Origin of the sequence: Methylobacterium sp. SyP6R (assembly GCF_019216885.1) — a bacterium.
Lineage (GTDB): Bacteria > Pseudomonadota > Alphaproteobacteria > Rhizobiales > Beijerinckiaceae > Methylobacterium.
This window is the reverse complement of the sequence record NZ_JAAQRC020000001.1, coordinates 5,561,028-5,577,912: the sequence shown is the minus strand read 5'-3', so window position 1 is coordinate 5,577,912 and position 16,885 is coordinate 5,561,028. Positions and strand designations below refer to the sequence as shown.

Below are 16,885 nucleotides of genomic sequence, written 5' to 3'. Positions count from 1 at the left end.
TGCCGACCCTGGAGGGGGGATCGGCGCGTCGCGCCGTGTATCGACCAGAGGAAGCCTGAATGCGGATCGCGGTCCTATCCGAGACCGATCCGGCGGAGCCGCGTGTCGCGGCAGTCCCGGAAACGGTGAAGAAGTACAAGGCTCTCGGGGCCGAGGTGACGGTGCAGTCCGGGGCGGGCCTGAAGGCCGGCGTGCCGGATGCGGATTACGAGGCCGCCGGTGCCTCGATCGCGCCCGACGCCAAGGCCGCGGCCGAGGGGGCGGATATCGTCCTCAAGGTGCGCCGCCCCGCCGCCGACGAGCTGCCCGCGCTGAAGCGCGGCGCGATCGTGATCGCCATCATGGATCCCTACGGCCACGAGGCCGAGGTCAAGGCGATGGCCGATGCCGGCGTCTCGGCGATCGCCATGGAGCTGATGCCCCGCATCACCCGCGCCCAGGTGATGGACGTGCTCTCCAGCCAGGCCAACCTCGCGGGCTACCGCGCCGTCGTCGACGGCGCCGCCGTCTACGGCCGGGCGCTGCCGATGATGATGACCGCGGCCGGCACCGTCCCGGCGGCCCGCATCTTCGTGATGGGCGCCGGCGTCGCCGGGCTGCAGGCCATCGCGACCGCCCGCCGCATGGGCGCGGTGGTGACCGCCACCGACGTGCGGCCCGCCGCCAAGGAGCAGGTCGAGTCGCTCGGCGCCAAGTTCGTCGCCGTCGAGGACGACGAGTTCAAGCAGGCCGAGACCGCCGGCGGCTACGCCAAGGAGATGTCGGCCGAGTACCGCAAGAAGCAGGCGGAGCTGGTCGCGAGCCACATCGCCAAGCAGGACATCGTGGTCACCACCGCGCTGATCCCCGGGCGGCCGGCGCCCAGGCTCGTCACCGCCGACATGGTGGCGGCGATGCGTCCGGGCTCGGTGCTCGTCGACCTCGCGGTCGAGCGCGGCGGCAACGTCGAGGGCGTCAAGGCCGACGAGGTCGTCGAGACCGGGAACGGCGTGAAGATCGTCGGCTACGCCAACGTGCCAGGAAGGCTGGCCGCCACCTCGTCGAGCCTCTACGCCCGCAACCTCTACGCCTTCGTCGAGACCCTGGTCGACAAGGCCGCGAAGACGCTGGCGGTGAAGTGGGACGACGAACTCGTCAAGGCGACCTGCCTGACCCGCGACGGCGCCGTCGTCCACCCGAACTTCCAGCCCAAGGCGGCCTAAGGCCGCTCGCCCCGCAATCGGAGGAGACCTCATGGCTACCCTTCCCCCCGACCAGGCGGCCGAGCAGGCACGCGCCGCCGCCGCCGCCGCCCGCAACGCGGCCGACATCGCCGCCCGCGCCGCCGACCAGGCGGCGATCATCGCCGACAGCGTCGGCCACGGCGTCGCCGCCGCGACCCACGGCGCCATCGACCCGACCGTGTTCCGCCTCGCGATCTTCGTGCTGGCGATCTTCGTCGGCTATTACGTCGTCTGGTCGGTGACCCCGGCGCTGCACACCCCGCTGATGTCCGTCACCAATGCGATCTCCTCGGTGATCGTGGTCGGTGCGCTGCTGGCCGTCGGCGTTCCGCTGATCGAGAAGGGCACTGCTTGGGCCCGCTTCTTCGGGTTCATCGGCCTGGTCTTTGCCAGCGTGAACATCTTCGGCGGCTTCCTCGTCACCCAGCGCATGCTCAGCATGTACAAGAAGAAGGCCTGAGGCGATGTCGGAGAACGTCTCCTCGCTCCTCTACCTCGTCTCCGGCGTCCTGTTCATCCTGGCGCTGCGGGGCCTGTCCCATCCGACCACCTCCCGGCAGGGCAACCTGTACGGCATGATCGGCATGGGCATCGCCATCCTGACGACGCTGGTCGGCCATGCGCCGTCCGGCGTCGGGGCATGGTTCCTGGTGCTGCTGGGTCTCGGCATCGGCGGCGGCGCCGGCGCGGTGATCGCCAAGCGCGTACCGATGACGGCGATGCCGCAGCTCGTCGCGGCCTTCCACTCCCTCGTCGGCCTCGCGGCCGTCGCGGTGGCGGCCGGCGCGCTCTACGCGCCGCAGGCCTTCGGCATCATCGAGAACGGCGCGATCCACAAGCAGTCGCTGTTCGAGATGGGTCTGGGTGTGGCCATCGGCGCCATCACCTTCACCGGCTCGGTGATCGCGTTCCTGAAGCTCGACGGGCGCATGTCGGGCAAGCCGATCATGCTGCCGCAGCGCCACGCCATCAACATCGTGCTCGCCATCGTGCTGGTGGCGCTGCTCGCCGGCTTCATCGGCGGCGGCAGCAAGGTGCTGTTCTGGCTGATCGTGATCCTGTCCTTCGTGCTCGGCGGCCTCCTGATCATCCCGATCGGCGGCGCGGACATGCCGGTCGTGGTCTCGATGCTCAACTCCTACTCGGGCTGGGCGGCCGCGGGCATCGGCTTCACGCTGGGCAACCTCGCGCTGATCATCACCGGCGCGCTGGTCGGCTCGTCGGGCGCGATCCTGTCCTACATCATGTGCCACGCGATGAACCGCTCGTTCATCTCGGTCATCCTGGGCGGCTTCGGCGGCGACGCCGCGGCTTCCTCCGGCGGCGGGCAGGTCGAGACCCGGCCGGTCAAGCAGGGCTCGGCGGACGATGCGGCCTTCATCATGAAGAACGCCGAGAAGGTCATCATCGTGCCGGGCTACGGCATGGCGGTGGCGCAGGCCCAGCACTCGCTGCGTGAGATGGCCGACCAGCTCAAGAAGGCCGGCGTCGACGTGAAGTACGCCATCCACCCGGTGGCGGGCCGCATGCCGGGCCACATGAACGTGCTGCTCGCCGAGGCCAACGTGCCCTACGACGAGGTGCACGAGCTGGAGGACATCAACGGCGAGTTCCCGCAGGCCGACGTGGCCTTCGTGATCGGCGCCAACGACGTCACCAACCCGGCCGCCAAGACCGATCCGCAATCGCCGATCTACGGCATGCCGATCCTCGACGTGGAGCGGGCCAAGACCGTGCTGTTCATCAAGCGCGGCATGGGCTCGGGCTATGCCGGCGTCGAGAACGAGGTGTTCTTCCGCGACAACACCATGATGCTGTTCGGCGACGCCAAGAAGGTGGTCGACGAGATCGTCAAGAACTTCTGACGGTCGGTCCGTTAGGGTACGATTGGCCGGAGCTTTACTCGGCACTTGGAAAGCGGGGCTTCATGCCCCGCTTTTCGCGTTCCAGGGGCCCGCGCAGTCGCTTCCCCCTCTGCGGCAGGGCTGTCCGGAAAAAGGAAAGGCGCGGGTGCTCTCCTCTCCCCGCGGGCGGGGAGAGGGCCTGGGGATCGAAGATCCCACCACCGTTCAGGTGACGCGGCAAGCGCAGGCGCAGCTGGAGCGAGGGTGAGGGGGTCTCGACGAGTGAGGCTCTTATCCGGAAACACCCCCTCACCCTTGCCCTTCGGGCTTGCTGCGAACCCGACAAGGGGTTCGCAGCCCTCTCCCCGCCCGCGGGGAGAGGAGAAGCCCGTGCCACTTCTTTCTCCCGAATCTTTCTCCCGAACAGCCCTGCCTCGGCGGGGAGGGATCATCCGGCGTGCCTCCCAGCCGCACGACCGCCCACAGGTGTCGCCCGGCTGCGGCAGCGCGATCCTGCGAATCCCGCTACACTCCTGCCCGTGTCCATGCTCCTCGACCTGCCCCGCCCGCTCCTCGACGTTCACCGCTCCGCGCTCGGGCGGCCCTGGCACGAGCGCTGCGCCTCGGCGCCGGCGCAGAGCCTCGCGGTCGCCATCGCGCAGGGCCACGGCCTGCCGGAGGTGCTGGCCCGGGTGCTGGCCGGCCGCGGGGTCGATCTCCATGCCGTGCCGGGCTTCCTCGAGCCGCGCCTGCGCGACCTCCTCCCCGACCCGGCCGTGCTGGTCGACATGGAGGCGGCAGCCGACCGTCTGGCCGAGGCGATCCTGAAGCGCGAGAAAGTCGCGATCTTCGGCGATTACGACGTCGACGGCGCGGCGAGCGCCGCGCTGCTCGCGAGTGCGCTCCGCGACCTCGGCGTGCCCTACCGGCTCCACATCCCCGACCGCATCACCGAAGGCTACGGCCCCAACGTCGCGGCGGTCAGGATGCTCGCCGCGGAAGGCGCCACCCTCCTCGTTACCGTCGATTGCGGTACGGCCGGGCACGAGCCGCTGGCCGAAGCCGGCCGCCTCGGGATGGACGTGGTAGTGCTCGACCATCACGGCGCGCCGGAGGTGCTGCCCCAGGCCCGCGCCGTGGTGAACCCGAACCGCCTCGACGACCTGTCGGGCCTCGGCCATCTCTGTGCCGCCGGTGTCGTCTTCCTCACGCTGGTGGCGCTCAACCGGCGCCTGCGCCGCGACGGCCTCGCCATTCCCGACCTGATGGCCGGTCTCGATCTCGTGGCGCTCGCCACCATCGCCGACGTGGTGCCGCTGCACGGCCTCAACCGCGCCTTCGTGCGCCAGGGCCTCGCGGTGATGCGCGGGCGCGGCCGGCGGGGCCTCGCCGCCCTCCTCGACGCGGCCGGCCTCGGGGAGGCGCCGCAGGCCTGGCATCTCGGCTTCCTGCTCGGGCCGCGCATCAATGCCGGCGGGCGCATCGGCGATTCGACGCTCGGCGCCCGGCTGCTGCTCTGCGAGGATCCGATCGAGGCCGCCGGCATCGCCGCCCAACTCGATGCGCTCAACCGCGAGCGCCAGGCGATCGAGGCCGCCGCCGTGGCGGAAGCCGAGGCCGAGATGGGAATGCGGCTCGAGCGCGACCCCGACCAGCCGGTCCTCGTCGCCGGCAGCCCGGACTGGCATCCGGGCATCGTCGGGCTGATCGCGGCCCGCCTCAAGGAGCGCTTCGGCCGCCCGGCCTTCGCCTTCGCGCTCCGCCAGGACGGCACCGCCACCGGCTCGGGCCGCTCGATCCCCGGCGCCGATCTCGGCCGGGCGGTCCGGGCCTGCGTCGAGGCCGGGTTGGCGGCCAAGGGCGGCGGCCACGCCATGGCGGCGGGCGTGACGCTCGCCGCCCTCGACCTCGACCGGTTCCGCGAGGCACTGTCGGGCGACCTCGCGGCCTCGGTGGCCGAGGCGCGCCTCGGCGAGGCGCTGCTGGTCGACGGCATGGTCTCGGCCGGCGGCGTGCAGCCGGATCTGGCGGATGCCGTCGAGCGGGCCGGTCCGTTCGGCCAGGGCGCCCCGGAGCCGGTCTTCGCGCTCGCCCGCCACCGCGTCGCCGATGCGCGCGTCGTCGGCACCGGGCACGTCAAGGCACAGCTGCGCGGCCGGGACGGCGTCGCGGTCGGCGCCATCGCGTTCCGGGCGGCGGAATCGCCGGTCGGGCGGCTCCTGCTCTCGCATATCGGCCGCGACATCCACGCCGCCGGCACCCTCTCCCGCGACCGCTGGCGCGGCGCCGACCGGGTCGAGCTGCGCCTCTGCGACGTGGCGGAGGCGAGCTGAGACGGCTCCGGTGAGACGAAATCCGGAAGATTTCCTCGGGATTTCGTCTCACCGGCCCGCGCGGCGCTTGAGCGAAGCCGATCTCCGCATCGCGAAAGCGATCAGTCGGAGATCGTATGAGCCGGCCACCGATCGCGGCTTGACACCCCCCGGGCACCCCACCATAAGGGCCCCGTCGCCGAGAGGCGGCCCCTGCCGGCAACGGCAGCGTGGGGGAATGTCCCGAGCGGCAAAGGGGGCGGACTGTAAATCCGCTGGCTATGCCTTCGTAGGTTCGAGTCCTACTTCCCCCACCATTCCATTTTTCAGAACAAGCCCTGTATTGCAGATGTCGTCAGGCATCGACGGCGGGGCTCGTTGGGGGCTCCGTGCGCTCAGCTTGACAGGCGCAGGGCACCCCAGCATAAGGACCCGCCGCCGATGCGGCGGCCCTGCCGGCAACGGCAGCGTGGGGGAATGTCCCGAGCGGCAAAGGGGGCGGACTGTAAATCCGCTGGCTATGCCTTCGTAGGTTCGAGTCCTACTTCCCCCACCACGTCCCGTCACCTGCGAACCGGACGATACGGGCCACGCCGTCGAGCCCGATCGATCGTTCTGGATGCCGGGTGGATCAATGATCCACTACCTCGCCGAGCGCCGCCAGCAGCGACGAGCGCGCCCGGCTGACCCGGCTCTTCACCGTGCCGACCTGGCAGCCGAGCCGCACGGCCGCCTCCTCGTAGGTGTATCCCTCGGCGCCGATCAGCAGCAGCGCCTGGCGCTGGGCCTCGGGGAGGGCCTGCATCCGCTCCTGGACCACCCGCAGGGTGCTGGCATGATCCTGGTCGGCCGGCGCTGCGAGTTGTCCGGCGAGCAGGCCGTCGCCGTCCTCGACCTCCCGTCGCCCCTTCCGCAGATCCGTGTAGAACTGGTTGCGCATGATCGTGAACAGCCAGGCGGTGAAGTTCGTGCCAGCCTGGAAACGGTGCTGGTTCGCCCAGGCCTTGGCGCAGGTCTCCTGAACCAGGTCGTCGGCCCGCACCACGTCGTGCGACAGCGAGAGGCCGAAAGTGCGCAGGGCCGGCAACGCCGTCATCAGGGCGTTACGGAAATCGAAGCTGATCGCCTCCCCCCGCGCCGCCAGGGAGGCCTCGAACCGGGCCAGCAACTCGGTGAGGCGTGCCGGCAGCGTGTCCTGGGCGACCGGACTGAAGTATTGTTGCAGAGATTGTCTGAGGTGATCCTGGATGACGTGCGAGGGAAGCATATCGGAGGGCGGCAGTGGCGCGGGCGGCAGCGCGGTCGAATTGATTGTCATTGTCGGGAGAGGGCCCCTGATCCCGTCGGATTGCCTTCTTTTTAACGGTTCGAATTTCGATGGCAATAGAAGCTTGACCGATGCTCGATGAAGCCGGAGCCCTCGCGGCTCTCACCGCCCTGGCCCAGGAGACGCGGCTGCGCGCGCTGCGCACCCTGTTGCACGCCCTGCCCGAGGGGATGCCGGCCGGGCGGCTCGGCGTGGCGATCGGCTGCGCCCCCTCGACCCTGACCTTTCACCTGCGGCAGTTGCAGGAGGCAGGCCTGGTCGATTCGCGCCGCCAGGGCGCGTCGGTGATCTACTCCGCGCGCCATGAAGGCCTGACGGGCCTGACCGATTATCTGACGCAAGCCTGTTGCGGCGGCCGGCCGGAGGTCTGCCTGCCGGCGACGTCGCCCTGCTGCGGCGGCGAGGCCGCTCCGTCCCGGCCCGGCCTCGGGCGACGCCGTGCCGCTCGACGACCCGGCCGGGAACGGCCGGGTCTGAGCCCGCGCGGCGCCTCGTCGGCTCAATCCCGGCCGCTCAGTAGCGGTAATAGGATCGCCGCTCCTCCCGGTAGCGCATCGCCCGGTACGGGCGGTCGTCGCCCCAGCGCTCCATCATGCGGCGCCAGCCATGCGCCGGCGCCCAGGCCGGCGGCCCACCGCGGACCTCGCCGTAGCCCCCATGCCCGCCGCGGCCCCAGGCCGGATCGGCCTGCGCCCCGGTCGTAGCACCGAACAGGCCGGCTGCCGCGGCCATGGCGGTGAAGGCGAGGGGAAGAACGGTCCTGCGCATCGGCATATCTCCAGTGAACCGCGTGAATGCGGATCGAATGACGCCAGCAACGGCGACGTGGCCGAAACCGTTCCGCAATCTCCGGACCGATGCGCGACCGATTTTGTTTCCACATCATTGCGCAACGGCGTGCGGGTTCCGTGGAACCACTTTCCGGGGAGCGCCGTTCCTGGCCGCCTTCAGAGAGGTGACAGCCATGATGCGGATCACGATTGCCCTGCTCGCCGCGACGACCATGGTGGGCGGTGCGATGGCGGCGGAGCAGAACGGAGCCTCGGCGCGCTCGCCCGGCCACGAGATGCAGGAGCACGGCATCCGGAAGGGCAGCCCCGGCGCGTCCGGTTACGCACCGGGCCACGAGATGAAGTCCGACACGACCGGGACGGCCTCGCGCGGCGGCACCGGCGACAGGACGTCCGGCACCGCGGGGTCCGCGACACGCCGTTGACGGGACGCTCGGTCGACGGGCTTCGCCACGGCGCCACGCCGCGCCGTGGCGTCGCACACACCCTAAGCTCGTCTCGCGCGGCTTCTTCTCACGCCTGTCACGGACCGCTGCTGTAAGGCGGGACTGGTGACCTGAGGGACGTGAGACGGCCATGAGCGAGTTCGAGGCATCGCAGCAGGCGGCTACGATCGAGGCGCTGCGGCGCGAGATCGCCGAGGCCTACGACGAGGAACTGGAACTCGAGATCGAGGAGGAGCGCCTCGCCGGGCTGGTGCCGCCGCCGGAGGGCGCCGCCCCGAGCCTCGACCGCCGGCTCTACTTCCGCGAGCTCCTGCGCCTGCAGCACGAGCTGGTCCGGCTCCAGGACTGGGTCCACACCAACAAGCTCAAGGTCGTTGTCCTGTTCGAGGGGCGCGATTCCGCCGGCAAGGGCGGCGTCATCAAGCGCATCACCCAGCGCCTCAACCCGCGGGTCTGCCGCGTCGCCGCCCTCCCCGCCCCGAACGAGCGCGAGCGCGGCCAGTGGTATTTCCAGCGCTACGTCAGCCACCTGCCGACCGGCGGCGAGATGGTGCTGTTCGACCGCTCCTGGTACAACCGGGCCGGCGTCGAGCGGGTCATGGGTTTCTGCTCCGAGGCCGACGTGGAGGAGTTCTTCCGCTCGGTGCCGGAGTTCGAGCGTATGCTGGTGCGCTCAGGGGTCATCCTGGTGAAGTACTGGTTCTCGATCACCGACGCCGAGCAGGCTCACCGCTTCGAGATGCGGATCCACGATCCGCTCAAGCAGTGGAAGCTGAGCCCGATGGACGTCGAATCGCGCCGGCGCTGGGAGAGCTACACCCGCGCCAAGGAAGACATGCTGGCCCGCACCCACATCCAGGAGGCGCCGTGGTGGGTAGTCGATGCCGTCGACAAGCAGCGCGCCCGCCTCAACTGCATCAGCCACCTGCTGGAGCAGGTGCCCTACGGCACCGTCGAGCATCCGCCCGTCCACCTGCCCGAGCGGGTGCGCAACCCCGATTACGTCCGCGGCCCGGTTCCGGCCGAGATGTACGTGCCGGCGCGGTACTGAGATCGGGATGGGCGAGGCTCTGCGCGCGGCGTCGCTGGCCGTCCTCGTCCTGATGTCGGGGGGCGCCGCCGCGCAGCAGGCCCCCCGCCTTGCGGTGGTCCCGCCGGCCTGGCCGCTCACCGGCGCCGGCGGCGACCCGCAGACCGCCATCGCCCAGTCGCGCACCTCCGACCAGGTCTCGGTGACGATCGGCGGTTCGATCCAGTCGTCGCTCGGCCCCTATGGCGACCCGTTCGGCGCCCGCGCCTTTCTCTCCGAGCGGGGCATCACCACCACCATCACGTATATCGGCGAGGGGCTGGCCAACCTGCGCGGGGGCCTGAGGCGCGGCGTCACCTATGGCGGGCGCCTGGATACGTCGCTCGATGTCGACCTCGACAGGCTCGCCGGCTGGACCGGGGCGAAGTTCCATACCGACTTCTTCCAGATCCACGGCCACGGGATGTCGCGCTCCTACGTCAACAACCTGACGACGGTGAGCGGCATCGAGGCCCTGCCGGCGACCCGGCTGTTCGAGTTGTGGCTCGAGCAGAGCTTCTTCGGCGGCAAGCTGTCGATCAAGGCGGGCCAGGTCTCGGCCGATACCGAGTTCGCCATCGCCCAGTCGGCGGTGGTGTTCTTCAATGCCGGCTTCGGCTGGCCCAATATCGGCGCCGTGGTGCTGCCGAGCGGCGGGCCGATCTATCCCCTCGCCACCCCGGCCGTGCGGGTGAAATACGTGCCCGACGAGCGCCTGTCGTTGCAGGCGGCGGTGTTCAACGGCGACCCGGCGGGCATGCGCCGGGGCGACGACACCGACCCGCAGCGGATCAACCGCACCGGCACCAGCTTCCGGATCAACGATCCGCCCCTGCTGATCGGCGAGGTCGCGTATGCCTACACGCTCGATCTCTGGGGGGAGCCCCTGCACGGTACCGCGACGCTCGGCGGCTGGGACCATCTCGGCGGCTTCGACAGCCCGCGCCTCGACAGCGTCGGCGGCCGGCTGCTCGCCGATCCGGAGGCGAGCGGCATCGCCCGGCGCTTCCGCGGCGACCGCGGCGTCTACGGCATCATCGACCAGACGCTCTACCGCGAGCCCGAGACCGAGGACGAGGGCGCCAGCGCCTTCCTGCGGCTGTCGAAGGTGCCGGCCGACCGCAACCTGATCGATCTCTATCTCGACGGCGGCATCGCCTATAAGGGCCTGCTGCCCGGCCGCCCCAACGACACCGCGGCCCTCGGGGTCATCTACTCGCGCATCAGCCCGGCCGCCCGCGCCTTCGACCGCGACACCATCCGGTTCGGCCAGGGCACGGGCCCGCTGCGCAGCAGCGAGGTGGTGATCGAGGCGACCTACCAGGCCGAGGTGGTGCCGGGATTCACCCTGCAGCCGGATCTGCAGGTCGTGATGCGCCCGGGCGGGGGGCTGGCCGACGACCGGGGTCGGCGCTTGAAGAACGCGACCGTGATGGGCTTGCGGGCGACCATCAATTACTGACGACACACCCCCGTCCGGCGCGGATGCGGCGGAGCTCCGCATCCGGGCGAACGGGTCCGGGGGCCGGTCGAACGCATCGGCTCATTGTCCGATGCCGTTGCCGTTCCCGTTGGTGGAGAACCCGTTTCCGAGTCCGTTCCCGACATTGCCGTTGCCGTTGTTGTTGCCGGTATTGCCGTTGCCGTTGAAGTTCCCGACATTGCCGTTGCCGTTGCCCGAACCGTTCGCGAGGCCGGGCGGCACGGCGCCCGCCAGGCCAGGCGGCGAACCACCCGCGGGACCGGGAGGCGAGACGCCCGCGAGACCGGGGGGCTCCGGCGCGACGGCGGGACCGTCGACGGCGCCCGAATTGAGATCGAAGGACCGGAATCCCGACCGGTGCGGCCGCCCATGCCAATGCCGGAAGCCGCCGTGGAAGCCGTGAAAATCCCCATGCCGGAAACCCTCGGGCGGCGTCCAGCCGGGCATCTGGGCGCTGGCCGGGCCGGCGAGCGCGATTCCGGACAGCGCGAGGGCGATCAGAGGTAAGCGCATTGTCGTCTCCTTCCGGATGCTGTCCCGCCTCGCCTCGAAGGCCGGGACAGCCGTGCTTCATGCGACTTGGAAAGGACATCGCCTCGGAAATGAGCGTCTCCGCCGGGACGGCTCTCGATCGGCCGGCTCCGTCGTGCAAATTGCATCGAGACGGAACCTCGGACATCCTGCGACGCGTGCCAGGCCCCATGCCAGGCGCGAAGCCCACTTTCAGGGCCGGTTGCCGTTCCCGTTCAGGTTGCCGTTGACGGCGCCGACATTGCCGTTGCCGTTGTAGCTGCCGCCGTTCAAGTTTCCATTGAACGCGCCGACGTTGTTGTTTCCGTTATACATTCCGGTATTGAAATTGCCGTTGAATGCGCCGATGTTGCCGCTCCCGTTCGTTGGCCCGCTGTTGTAGTTGCCGTTGAAGGCGCCGACGTTCCCGGTCCCCGAATTGAAGGCGCCGACATTGCCCGTTCCGGTATTGAAGGCGCCGATATTCCCGCCCGTCTGCGGTGCGCCGTTGCCGTTGCCGTTACCGTTTCCATTACCGGACCCGGTGTTGTAATTACCGTTCGAATTGCCGTTTCCGATCCCGATATTGCCGTTGCCGTTGCCGTTGCCGTTGCCGGTCGAGACCGACATGCTCAGCGTCAGGTTTCGCGCATCGGCGGGGTGTGCAGCACCGAACAGCACCGCGGCGAACAGACAGGGCCATAGTCTCATCCGAGCCTCCCTTGCGGCGCGAGGGCCACTTGAGTCCAGGAACTTTGCGTCCAGGAACCTTGCATCCGGGAACCAAGCATCGAGAGAGCGGAGCGGCAGAGGCCGCTCCGCCAAGTCCATTTCGCAAATTCATTCCGGCGATTGCGCTCGCGCGAACCCGCTCAGCGGTTGTTGTTGCCGTTGTTGTTGCCGTTATACTTGCCCCAGTTGAGGTTGCCGTTGCCGTTGCCGTTCAGGAGGCCCAGGTTGTAATTGCCGTTGTTGTTACCGTTGCCGATCCCGAAGTTGAAATTGCCGTTCAGGTTGCCGTTGCCGACACCGGTATTGGCATTGCCGTTGTTGTTGCCGTTGCCGTAGCCGGTGTTGCCGTTGCCGTTGAGGTTGCCGTTGAGGGCGCCGGTATTGCCGTTGCCGTTGCCGTTGCCGTTGCCGACCCCGACGTTGCCATTGCCGTTGCCGTTGCCGCTGCCGATCGAGAAGGCGTAACCGGTCGACGGGAGCCCGGCGAGCGAGAGGACGGTCACGGCCGAGAGCAGGATCTTTTTCATCGGATGCCTCCTTGAGTGAACCAGGCGACGGATGCGCCACGCGACATGGTGCTTCGGCGGAAGAGCACCGCTCATTCCCCAGCGCCGTTGCAATCATTCCTCAAAAATCGCCGCCGATTAAGCCTGATATATGTTTTAGTCTCTTGAGACTATTGACACTGCGTCAATTGTCATGCGTCTCTGCTGCAGGATATCATGCATATCCCGCTAATTATCAACCCATAAATTACCCCCAAAGGGGGATGCATCTTCAGACATACGGGTGATAACACATCCCTTTCAGGATCTCAAAACGCCGCTACCTTCGCGGTTGAGAAACGAATGCTGCCGACAACAGTTCATGGAGGAAAGCGCCCGGACGGGTGAAGGCCGTCCCGACGCGAGGATGCTTTCGGAGGGCGGCCTCATGGCAACCGGACTCATGGCAACCGGACTCACGGCAACCGGACTCACGGCAACCGGACAGCTCGTGCACCTCGTCGACGACAGCGCCGCGATGCGCTCGCTCGCGGCGGACATCCTCAACGAGGCCGGCTTCACCGTCCGGGAACACCCTGCGGCCGACAGCCTCCTGGTCGATCCCGCGCTGGCGGAAGCGGGCTGCGTCGTCACCGATTTCCGCATGCCGCGCATCGACGGCCTGGACCTGCTGGCCCGGCTGCGGGCGGGTGGGTCGCTGGTGCCGGTGATCCTGCTCACCGGGCATGCCGATGTCTCGACCGCCGTCCGGGCGATGAAGCTCGGGGCCTTCGACTTCATCGAGAAGCCGTTCGCCCCGAAGGACCTGGTCCAGGCGGTCCGGTGCGCCGTGCGGGGAGCCCGCGGCTCGGCGCCCGACGTCAGGCACGCGCTCGCGAGCGAGCGCCTGTCCCGGCTGACCGAGCGCGAGCGGCAGGTCCTCGCCCGCATCCTGCTGGGCCTGACGCACCGGGAGATCGGCGACGACCTCGCGATCAGCCATCGGACGGTCGAGGTGTTCCGGGCGCGGATCATGGCGAAGACGGAATGCGCCAGCGTGCAGGACCTCGTCCGCATCGCCCTGGAGGCGGGGTTCGACTGAAGGAGGTCCGGCCCGGTCCGTACGGGCTCGACCGTACGGGGTCACGCGGATTTCGGTCACGGTTGCGATCTGTCAGAACATTACTGCGCTGGACGATGCACTAACAAATACATCGACGGATCGCACCCTGTCGGATGCTGTCGACCGCAGGTGAGGGAGGGTTGTGGTGGGACGCTGGATCGTCGGCACCCTGTGCGCATCCATGGCCGCGGGCGGCCTCGCCGCCGCCGCGGTGGTGCAGGCCCATCCCCTGGGCCTGCGCCCGATCCTGGACGGTCTCGCTGCCCGGCAGGAGCAGGCCTATGCGGGGATCGCCCGCCTCGTCTCGACGCCCGCGCCGGAACCGGCCCCGTTCATCACCGCGGCGATCCAGCGCGGGCAGCTCGAGCAGATCGTCACCGCGACGGGCGCCTTGCAGCCGGTCGACACCGTGGAGGTCGGCTCGCAGCTGGCGGGCCAGATCGCCGACCTCTTCGTCGACTTCAACGACCGCGTCCACAAGGGCGACCCGCTGGCACGGATCGACCAGCGCAGCTTCATCTCGCGGGTCGAGCAGGCGCGCGCCTCGCTCGAGATGGCCTCGGCCAGCGTCCGGGTCCAGCAGGCGCGGCTCGACCGCGCCCGCATCGACCTCGACAACGCCAAGGGCAACCGCACGGTGCTGGCCGCCCGCCTGGAGAACGCACAGGTCATGCTGGAGGCGGCCAAGCGCAACCTCGACCGCAAGACCATGCTGCGCTCGCGCGAGGTCACCTCGGTCGCGACCCTCGAGGAGGCGCAGACCGATCTCGCCTCGCGCCGGGCGCAGCTGCGCGAGACCATCTCGCATCTCGAGCTCAACGCCTTCGCGGTCGATGCCGCGGCGGCCGACGTGCGCCGGCTCGAAGCCGAACTGATCCAGGCCAAGGCCGCGGTGCCCCTGCAGGAGGCCAGCCTCAGGGCGGCCCAGATCGAGCTCGACCGCACCACCATCCGCTCGCCCATCGACGGCGTCGTGGTCGGGCGCTTCGTCAGCGCCGGCCAGACCCTCGCCTCGGGGCTGGAGGCCCGCACCGCCTTCAACGTCGCCCGCAACCTCGGCGAGATGGAGATCCATGCCCGCGTCGACGAGACCGATATCGGCCGGGTCGCCCCGGGGCAGCGGGCGAGCTTCACGGTCGACGCCTATCCGGGGCGGCGCTTCGAGGCCTCGGTCCGCCAGGTGCGCAAGGCCCCCCAGACCAACCAGGGCGTGGTGACCTACACGGTGGTGCTGACCACCGACAACCGCGAGGGCCTGCTCCTGCCCGGCATGACGGCGCTGGCGCGCCTGACGGTCCATCGCGAGGACGACGTCCTCAAGCTGCCGCTCGCCGCCCTGCGCTTCCGGCCGGCCCGCGCCGTGCCGGAGCGCGGCGAGGCGGGCGTGCGCGAGCAGGCGGTCTGGGTGCAGGATCAAGCCGGCGCGCTGCGGCCGGTCGCGGTGACGACGGGGGTGTCGAGCGCGGACCAGGTCGTGCTGCGGGGCGGGGCGCTCCAGGAGGGCGACCGCGTCGTCGTCGGGCAGGCCGATGCGAGCGAGCCGGCACGCTTCCTCGGGATCAGGCTCGGGCTATGACGGACGGCATCGTCAGACTCGTCGCGGTCAGCCGCACCTTCCGGATGGGCGACGTCCAGGTCCCGGTCCTGCACGACGTCACCTTCGACGTGCGCGAGGGCGAGAGCGTCGCGGTCGTCGGCCCGTCCGGCTCCGGCAAGAGCAGCCTGATGAACCTCATCGGCCTGCTTGACCGGCCGAGCGCGGGGCGGATCTTCCTCGAAGGCGTCGAGACCGGGCGGCTCTCGGCCGATCGCTGCGCGATCCTGCGCAACCGCCGCATCGGCTTCGTCTTCCAGGCCTACAACCTGCTTGCCCGCCACTCCGCCCTCGACAACGTCCAGCTGCCGCTGATCTATGCCGGCGTGGGACGGGCGGAGCGGCGGCGCCGGGCCGAGCGGGCGCTCGACTCCGTCGGCCTCGCCCACCGGGCCGACCACCTGCCGACCCGGCTCTCGGGCGGCGAGCAGCAGCGCGTCGCCATCGCCCGCGCCCTCGTGACCGATCCCGGCATCGTGCTGGCCGACGAGCCCACCGGCGCCCTCGACAGCCGCACCGGGAGCGACATCCTCGGGCTGTTCCAGGCCCTGAACGCGGCGGGCCGGACGATCCTGATCATCACCCACGACAGGGGCGTGGCGGCGGGCTGCGGGCGCGTCGTGCGCCTGCAGGACGGGCGCGTCGTCTCCGAGGACCGGGCCGCGCCGGGGCTCGATGGTCGAAGCGCGGATTCGGTGATGGCGGAGGCGTCGGTCTGATGCTGGGGCAAGCCCTCCTGATGGCGCTGCGGGCCCTGCGCCTCAACCTCCTGCGCAGCCTGCTCACCATGCTCGGCATCGTGATCGGGGTCGCCTCGGTGGTCACGGTGCTGGCGATCGGCAGCGGGGCGCAGAGCCAGGTCACCCGGCAGATCCGGGCGATCGGAGCCAACGTCCTGATGATCAATCCGGGGGCGGCCCGCCAAGGCGGCCTGCGCCTCAAGGCCGGGACGCGCGCGACCCTCACCGAGGGCGATGTCGACGCCATCCTGGAGCAGGTGCCGCAGGTGCGCGCCGCCGCGGGCTCGATCGCCGGCAGCGCGCAAGCCGTGCGCGAGAACCGGAACTGGAACACCACGGTCAACGGCACCACCACCAACCACTTCGTGGTCCGGGACTGGACGCTGGCGGCCGGCCGAACCTTCAACGCGACCGAGGAGGCGACGGCCGGCAAGGTCGCGGTGCTCGGCAGCGTCGTCGCCCGCGAGCTGTTCGACAAGGACGATCCCGTCGGCGCCGAGATCCGCATCATGAACGTCCCGTTCGAGGTCGTGGGCGTGCTGAGCCCGAAAGGGCCGGACCAGGACGACGTCGCCTTCGTGCCGCTCTCGACCGCCAAGCTCCGGTTCCTCGGCAGCGCCGGCGGCACCGCCCGGGACGCGGTCGCCTACATCCTGGCCAAGGCCGTCTCCGACGAGGCGATGGCGCGGGCCAAGGCGAGCATCGAGGACCTGCTGCGCCAGCGCCACCGGATCCAGGACGACCAGGAGGACGACTTCAAGGTGCAGGACCCCTCCGCCGCCGCCGAGGCGCAGCGCGGCGCCACCCGCACGGTCGCGATCCTGCTCACCTCGATCGCCGGCGTCTCGCTGCTCGTCGGCGGCATCAGCATCATGAACATCATGATCGTCTCGGTGACGGAGCGGACCCGGGAGATCGGCATCCGCCGGGCACTCGGCGCCCGGGGCCGCGACATCCGCCTGCAGTTCCTGTGCGAATCGCTCGTCCTGTGCCTGGCCGGCGGGCTCGTCGGGGTCGTCCTCGGGGCGACGATCTCGCTGACCGTCGCCCGCTCGGCCGGCTGGACGACCGTCATCGACGCGGGCGCGGTCGCGGTCGCGGTCGGCTTCTCGGCGATCACGGGTCTGTTCTTCGGGCTCTATCCGGCCCACCGCGCGGCCAGGCTCGATCCGGTGGAGGCGCTGAAGGCCGAGTGACGATGGCCGC

Annotated in this window: 16 protein-coding genes, 2 tRNA genes and 1 pseudogene; 14 read left to right on the top strand and 5 right to left on the bottom strand. The window is 69.9% G+C overall.

Annotation, left to right across the window (positions count from 1 at the left end; translation table 11 throughout):
* Nucleotides 1–59 precede the first annotated feature (59 nt).
* The 6 genes from HBB12_RS25600 to HBB12_RS25575 all read left to right on the top strand — a co-directional run bounded on the left by HBB12_RS25600 (nucleotide 60) and on the right by HBB12_RS25575 (nucleotide 5,935).
* Entirely contained in the window at nucleotides 60–1,202 is a 1,143-nt protein-coding gene (locus HBB12_RS25600) for a Re/Si-specific NAD(P)(+) transhydrogenase subunit alpha (RefSeq protein WP_236991951.1), read from the top strand.
* Nucleotides 1,203–1,233: 31 nt separating this feature from the next.
* The gene (locus HBB12_RS25595; protein ID WP_236991950.1) at nucleotides 1,234–1,683 is read left to right on the top strand and encodes a proton-translocating transhydrogenase family protein; all 450 of its coding nucleotides are present in this window, start codon (nucleotides 1,234–1,236) and stop codon (nucleotides 1,681–1,683) included.
* A gap of 4 nt (nucleotides 1,684–1,687) precedes the next feature.
* Entirely contained in the window at nucleotides 1,688–3,088 is a 1,401-nt protein-coding gene (locus HBB12_RS25590) for an NAD(P)(+) transhydrogenase (Re/Si-specific) subunit beta (RefSeq protein WP_236991949.1), read from the top strand.
* Nucleotides 3,089–3,612: 524 nt separating this feature from the next.
* Nucleotides 3,613–5,400 (top strand): single-stranded-DNA-specific exonuclease RecJ, encoded by a 1,788-nt coding sequence (recJ, locus tag HBB12_RS25585; RefSeq protein WP_236992895.1) that lies wholly within the window; start codon nucleotides 3,613–3,615, stop codon nucleotides 5,398–5,400.
* A gap of 211 nt (nucleotides 5,401–5,611) precedes the next feature.
* A tRNA-Tyr gene (locus HBB12_RS25580) sits at nucleotides 5,612–5,696 on the top strand.
* A gap of 154 nt (nucleotides 5,697–5,850) precedes the next feature.
* Nucleotides 5,851–5,935, top strand: a tRNA-Tyr gene (locus tag HBB12_RS25575).
* A 75-nt stretch (nucleotides 5,936–6,010) separates the two neighbouring features.
* On the opposite strand, the gene HBB12_RS25570 is transcribed toward HBB12_RS25575, so the two are convergent.
* Nucleotides 6,011–6,646, bottom strand: coding sequence for a sigma-70 family RNA polymerase sigma factor (locus HBB12_RS25570; protein WP_236991948.1), 636 nt, complete (start codon nucleotides 6,644–6,646; stop codon nucleotides 6,011–6,013).
* 131 nt (nucleotides 6,647–6,777) lie between these two features.
* Here HBB12_RS25570 and HBB12_RS25565 point away from each other — a divergent pair.
* A pseudogene (locus HBB12_RS25565) lies at nucleotides 6,778–7,011 on the top strand (ArsR/SmtB family transcription factor); the annotation flags it as partial.
* A gap of 208 nt (nucleotides 7,012–7,219) precedes the next feature.
* Here HBB12_RS25565 and HBB12_RS25560 read toward each other — a convergent pair.
* On the bottom strand, nucleotides 7,220–7,474 hold the full coding sequence (locus HBB12_RS25560; RefSeq protein ID WP_236991947.1) for a hypothetical protein: 255 nt from the start codon (nucleotides 7,472–7,474) through the stop codon (nucleotides 7,220–7,222).
* A 196-nt stretch (nucleotides 7,475–7,670) separates the two neighbouring features.
* Here HBB12_RS25560 and HBB12_RS25555 point away from each other — a divergent pair, with 196 nt between their 5' ends.
* The 3 genes from HBB12_RS25555 to HBB12_RS25545 all read left to right on the top strand — a co-directional run bounded on the left by HBB12_RS25555 (nucleotide 7,671) and on the right by HBB12_RS25545 (nucleotide 10,474).
* The gene (locus HBB12_RS25555) at nucleotides 7,671–7,922 is read left to right on the top strand and encodes a hypothetical protein (protein ID WP_236991946.1); all 252 of its coding nucleotides are present in this window, start codon (nucleotides 7,671–7,673) and stop codon (nucleotides 7,920–7,922) included.
* Nucleotides 7,923–8,073: 151 nt separating this feature from the next.
* A complete protein-coding gene (gene ppk2, locus HBB12_RS25550) occupies nucleotides 8,074–8,994 on the top strand; it encodes a polyphosphate kinase 2 (protein WP_236991945.1) in 921 nt (306 codons plus the stop codon).
* Between the two features lie 7 nt (nucleotides 8,995–9,001).
* The gene (locus HBB12_RS25545; protein WP_236991944.1) at nucleotides 9,002–10,474 is read left to right on the top strand and encodes a carbohydrate porin; all 1,473 of its coding nucleotides are present in this window, start codon (nucleotides 9,002–9,004) and stop codon (nucleotides 10,472–10,474) included.
* Between the two features lie 81 nt (nucleotides 10,475–10,555).
* Here the strand turns inward: HBB12_RS25545 and HBB12_RS25540 are convergent, their stop codons facing one another.
* The 3 genes from HBB12_RS25540 to HBB12_RS25530 all read right to left on the bottom strand — a co-directional run bounded on the left by HBB12_RS25540 (nucleotide 10,556) and on the right by HBB12_RS25530 (nucleotide 12,264).
* Complete coding sequence (locus HBB12_RS25540) at nucleotides 10,556–11,008, bottom strand: hypothetical protein (protein ID WP_236991943.1); 453 nt, start codon at nucleotides 11,006–11,008, stop codon at nucleotides 10,556–10,558.
* A 210-nt stretch (nucleotides 11,009–11,218) separates the two neighbouring features.
* Entirely contained in the window at nucleotides 11,219–11,716 is a 498-nt protein-coding gene (locus HBB12_RS25535) for a hypothetical protein (RefSeq protein WP_236991942.1), read from the bottom strand.
* A gap of 161 nt (nucleotides 11,717–11,877) precedes the next feature.
* Nucleotides 11,878–12,264, bottom strand: coding sequence for a hypothetical protein (locus HBB12_RS25530; RefSeq protein ID WP_236991941.1), 387 nt, complete (start codon nucleotides 12,262–12,264; stop codon nucleotides 11,878–11,880).
* Between the two features lie 406 nt (nucleotides 12,265–12,670).
* On the opposite strand from HBB12_RS25530, the gene HBB12_RS25525 reads away from it, so the two are divergent.
* The 4 genes from HBB12_RS25525 (at nucleotide 12,671) to HBB12_RS25510 (ending at nucleotide 16,875) form a co-directional block, all read left to right on the top strand.
* Nucleotides 12,671–13,324, top strand: coding sequence for a response regulator transcription factor (locus HBB12_RS25525; RefSeq protein ID WP_236991940.1), 654 nt, complete (start codon nucleotides 12,671–12,673; stop codon nucleotides 13,322–13,324).
* A 166-nt stretch (nucleotides 13,325–13,490) separates the two neighbouring features.
* Nucleotides 13,491–14,921: an efflux RND transporter periplasmic adaptor subunit gene (locus HBB12_RS25520; RefSeq protein WP_236991939.1), complete on the top strand. Its 1,431-nt coding sequence runs from the start codon at nucleotides 13,491–13,493 to the stop codon at nucleotides 14,919–14,921.
* Nucleotides 14,918–15,658, top strand: a complete 741-nt coding sequence (locus tag HBB12_RS25515; protein ID WP_272913297.1) for an ABC transporter ATP-binding protein — start codon at nucleotides 14,918–14,920, stop codon at nucleotides 15,656–15,658. Before HBB12_RS25520 ends, HBB12_RS25515 begins: the two co-directional genes overlap by 4 nt.
* Nucleotides 15,658–16,875 carry an ABC transporter permease gene (locus tag HBB12_RS25510; RefSeq protein WP_236991938.1) on the top strand — a complete coding sequence of 406 codons (1,218 nt, stop codon included), beginning with the start codon at nucleotides 15,658–15,660 and terminating at the stop codon, nucleotides 16,873–16,875. Before HBB12_RS25515 ends, HBB12_RS25510 begins: the two co-directional genes overlap by 1 nt.
* Nucleotides 16,876–16,885 lie beyond the last annotated feature (10 nt).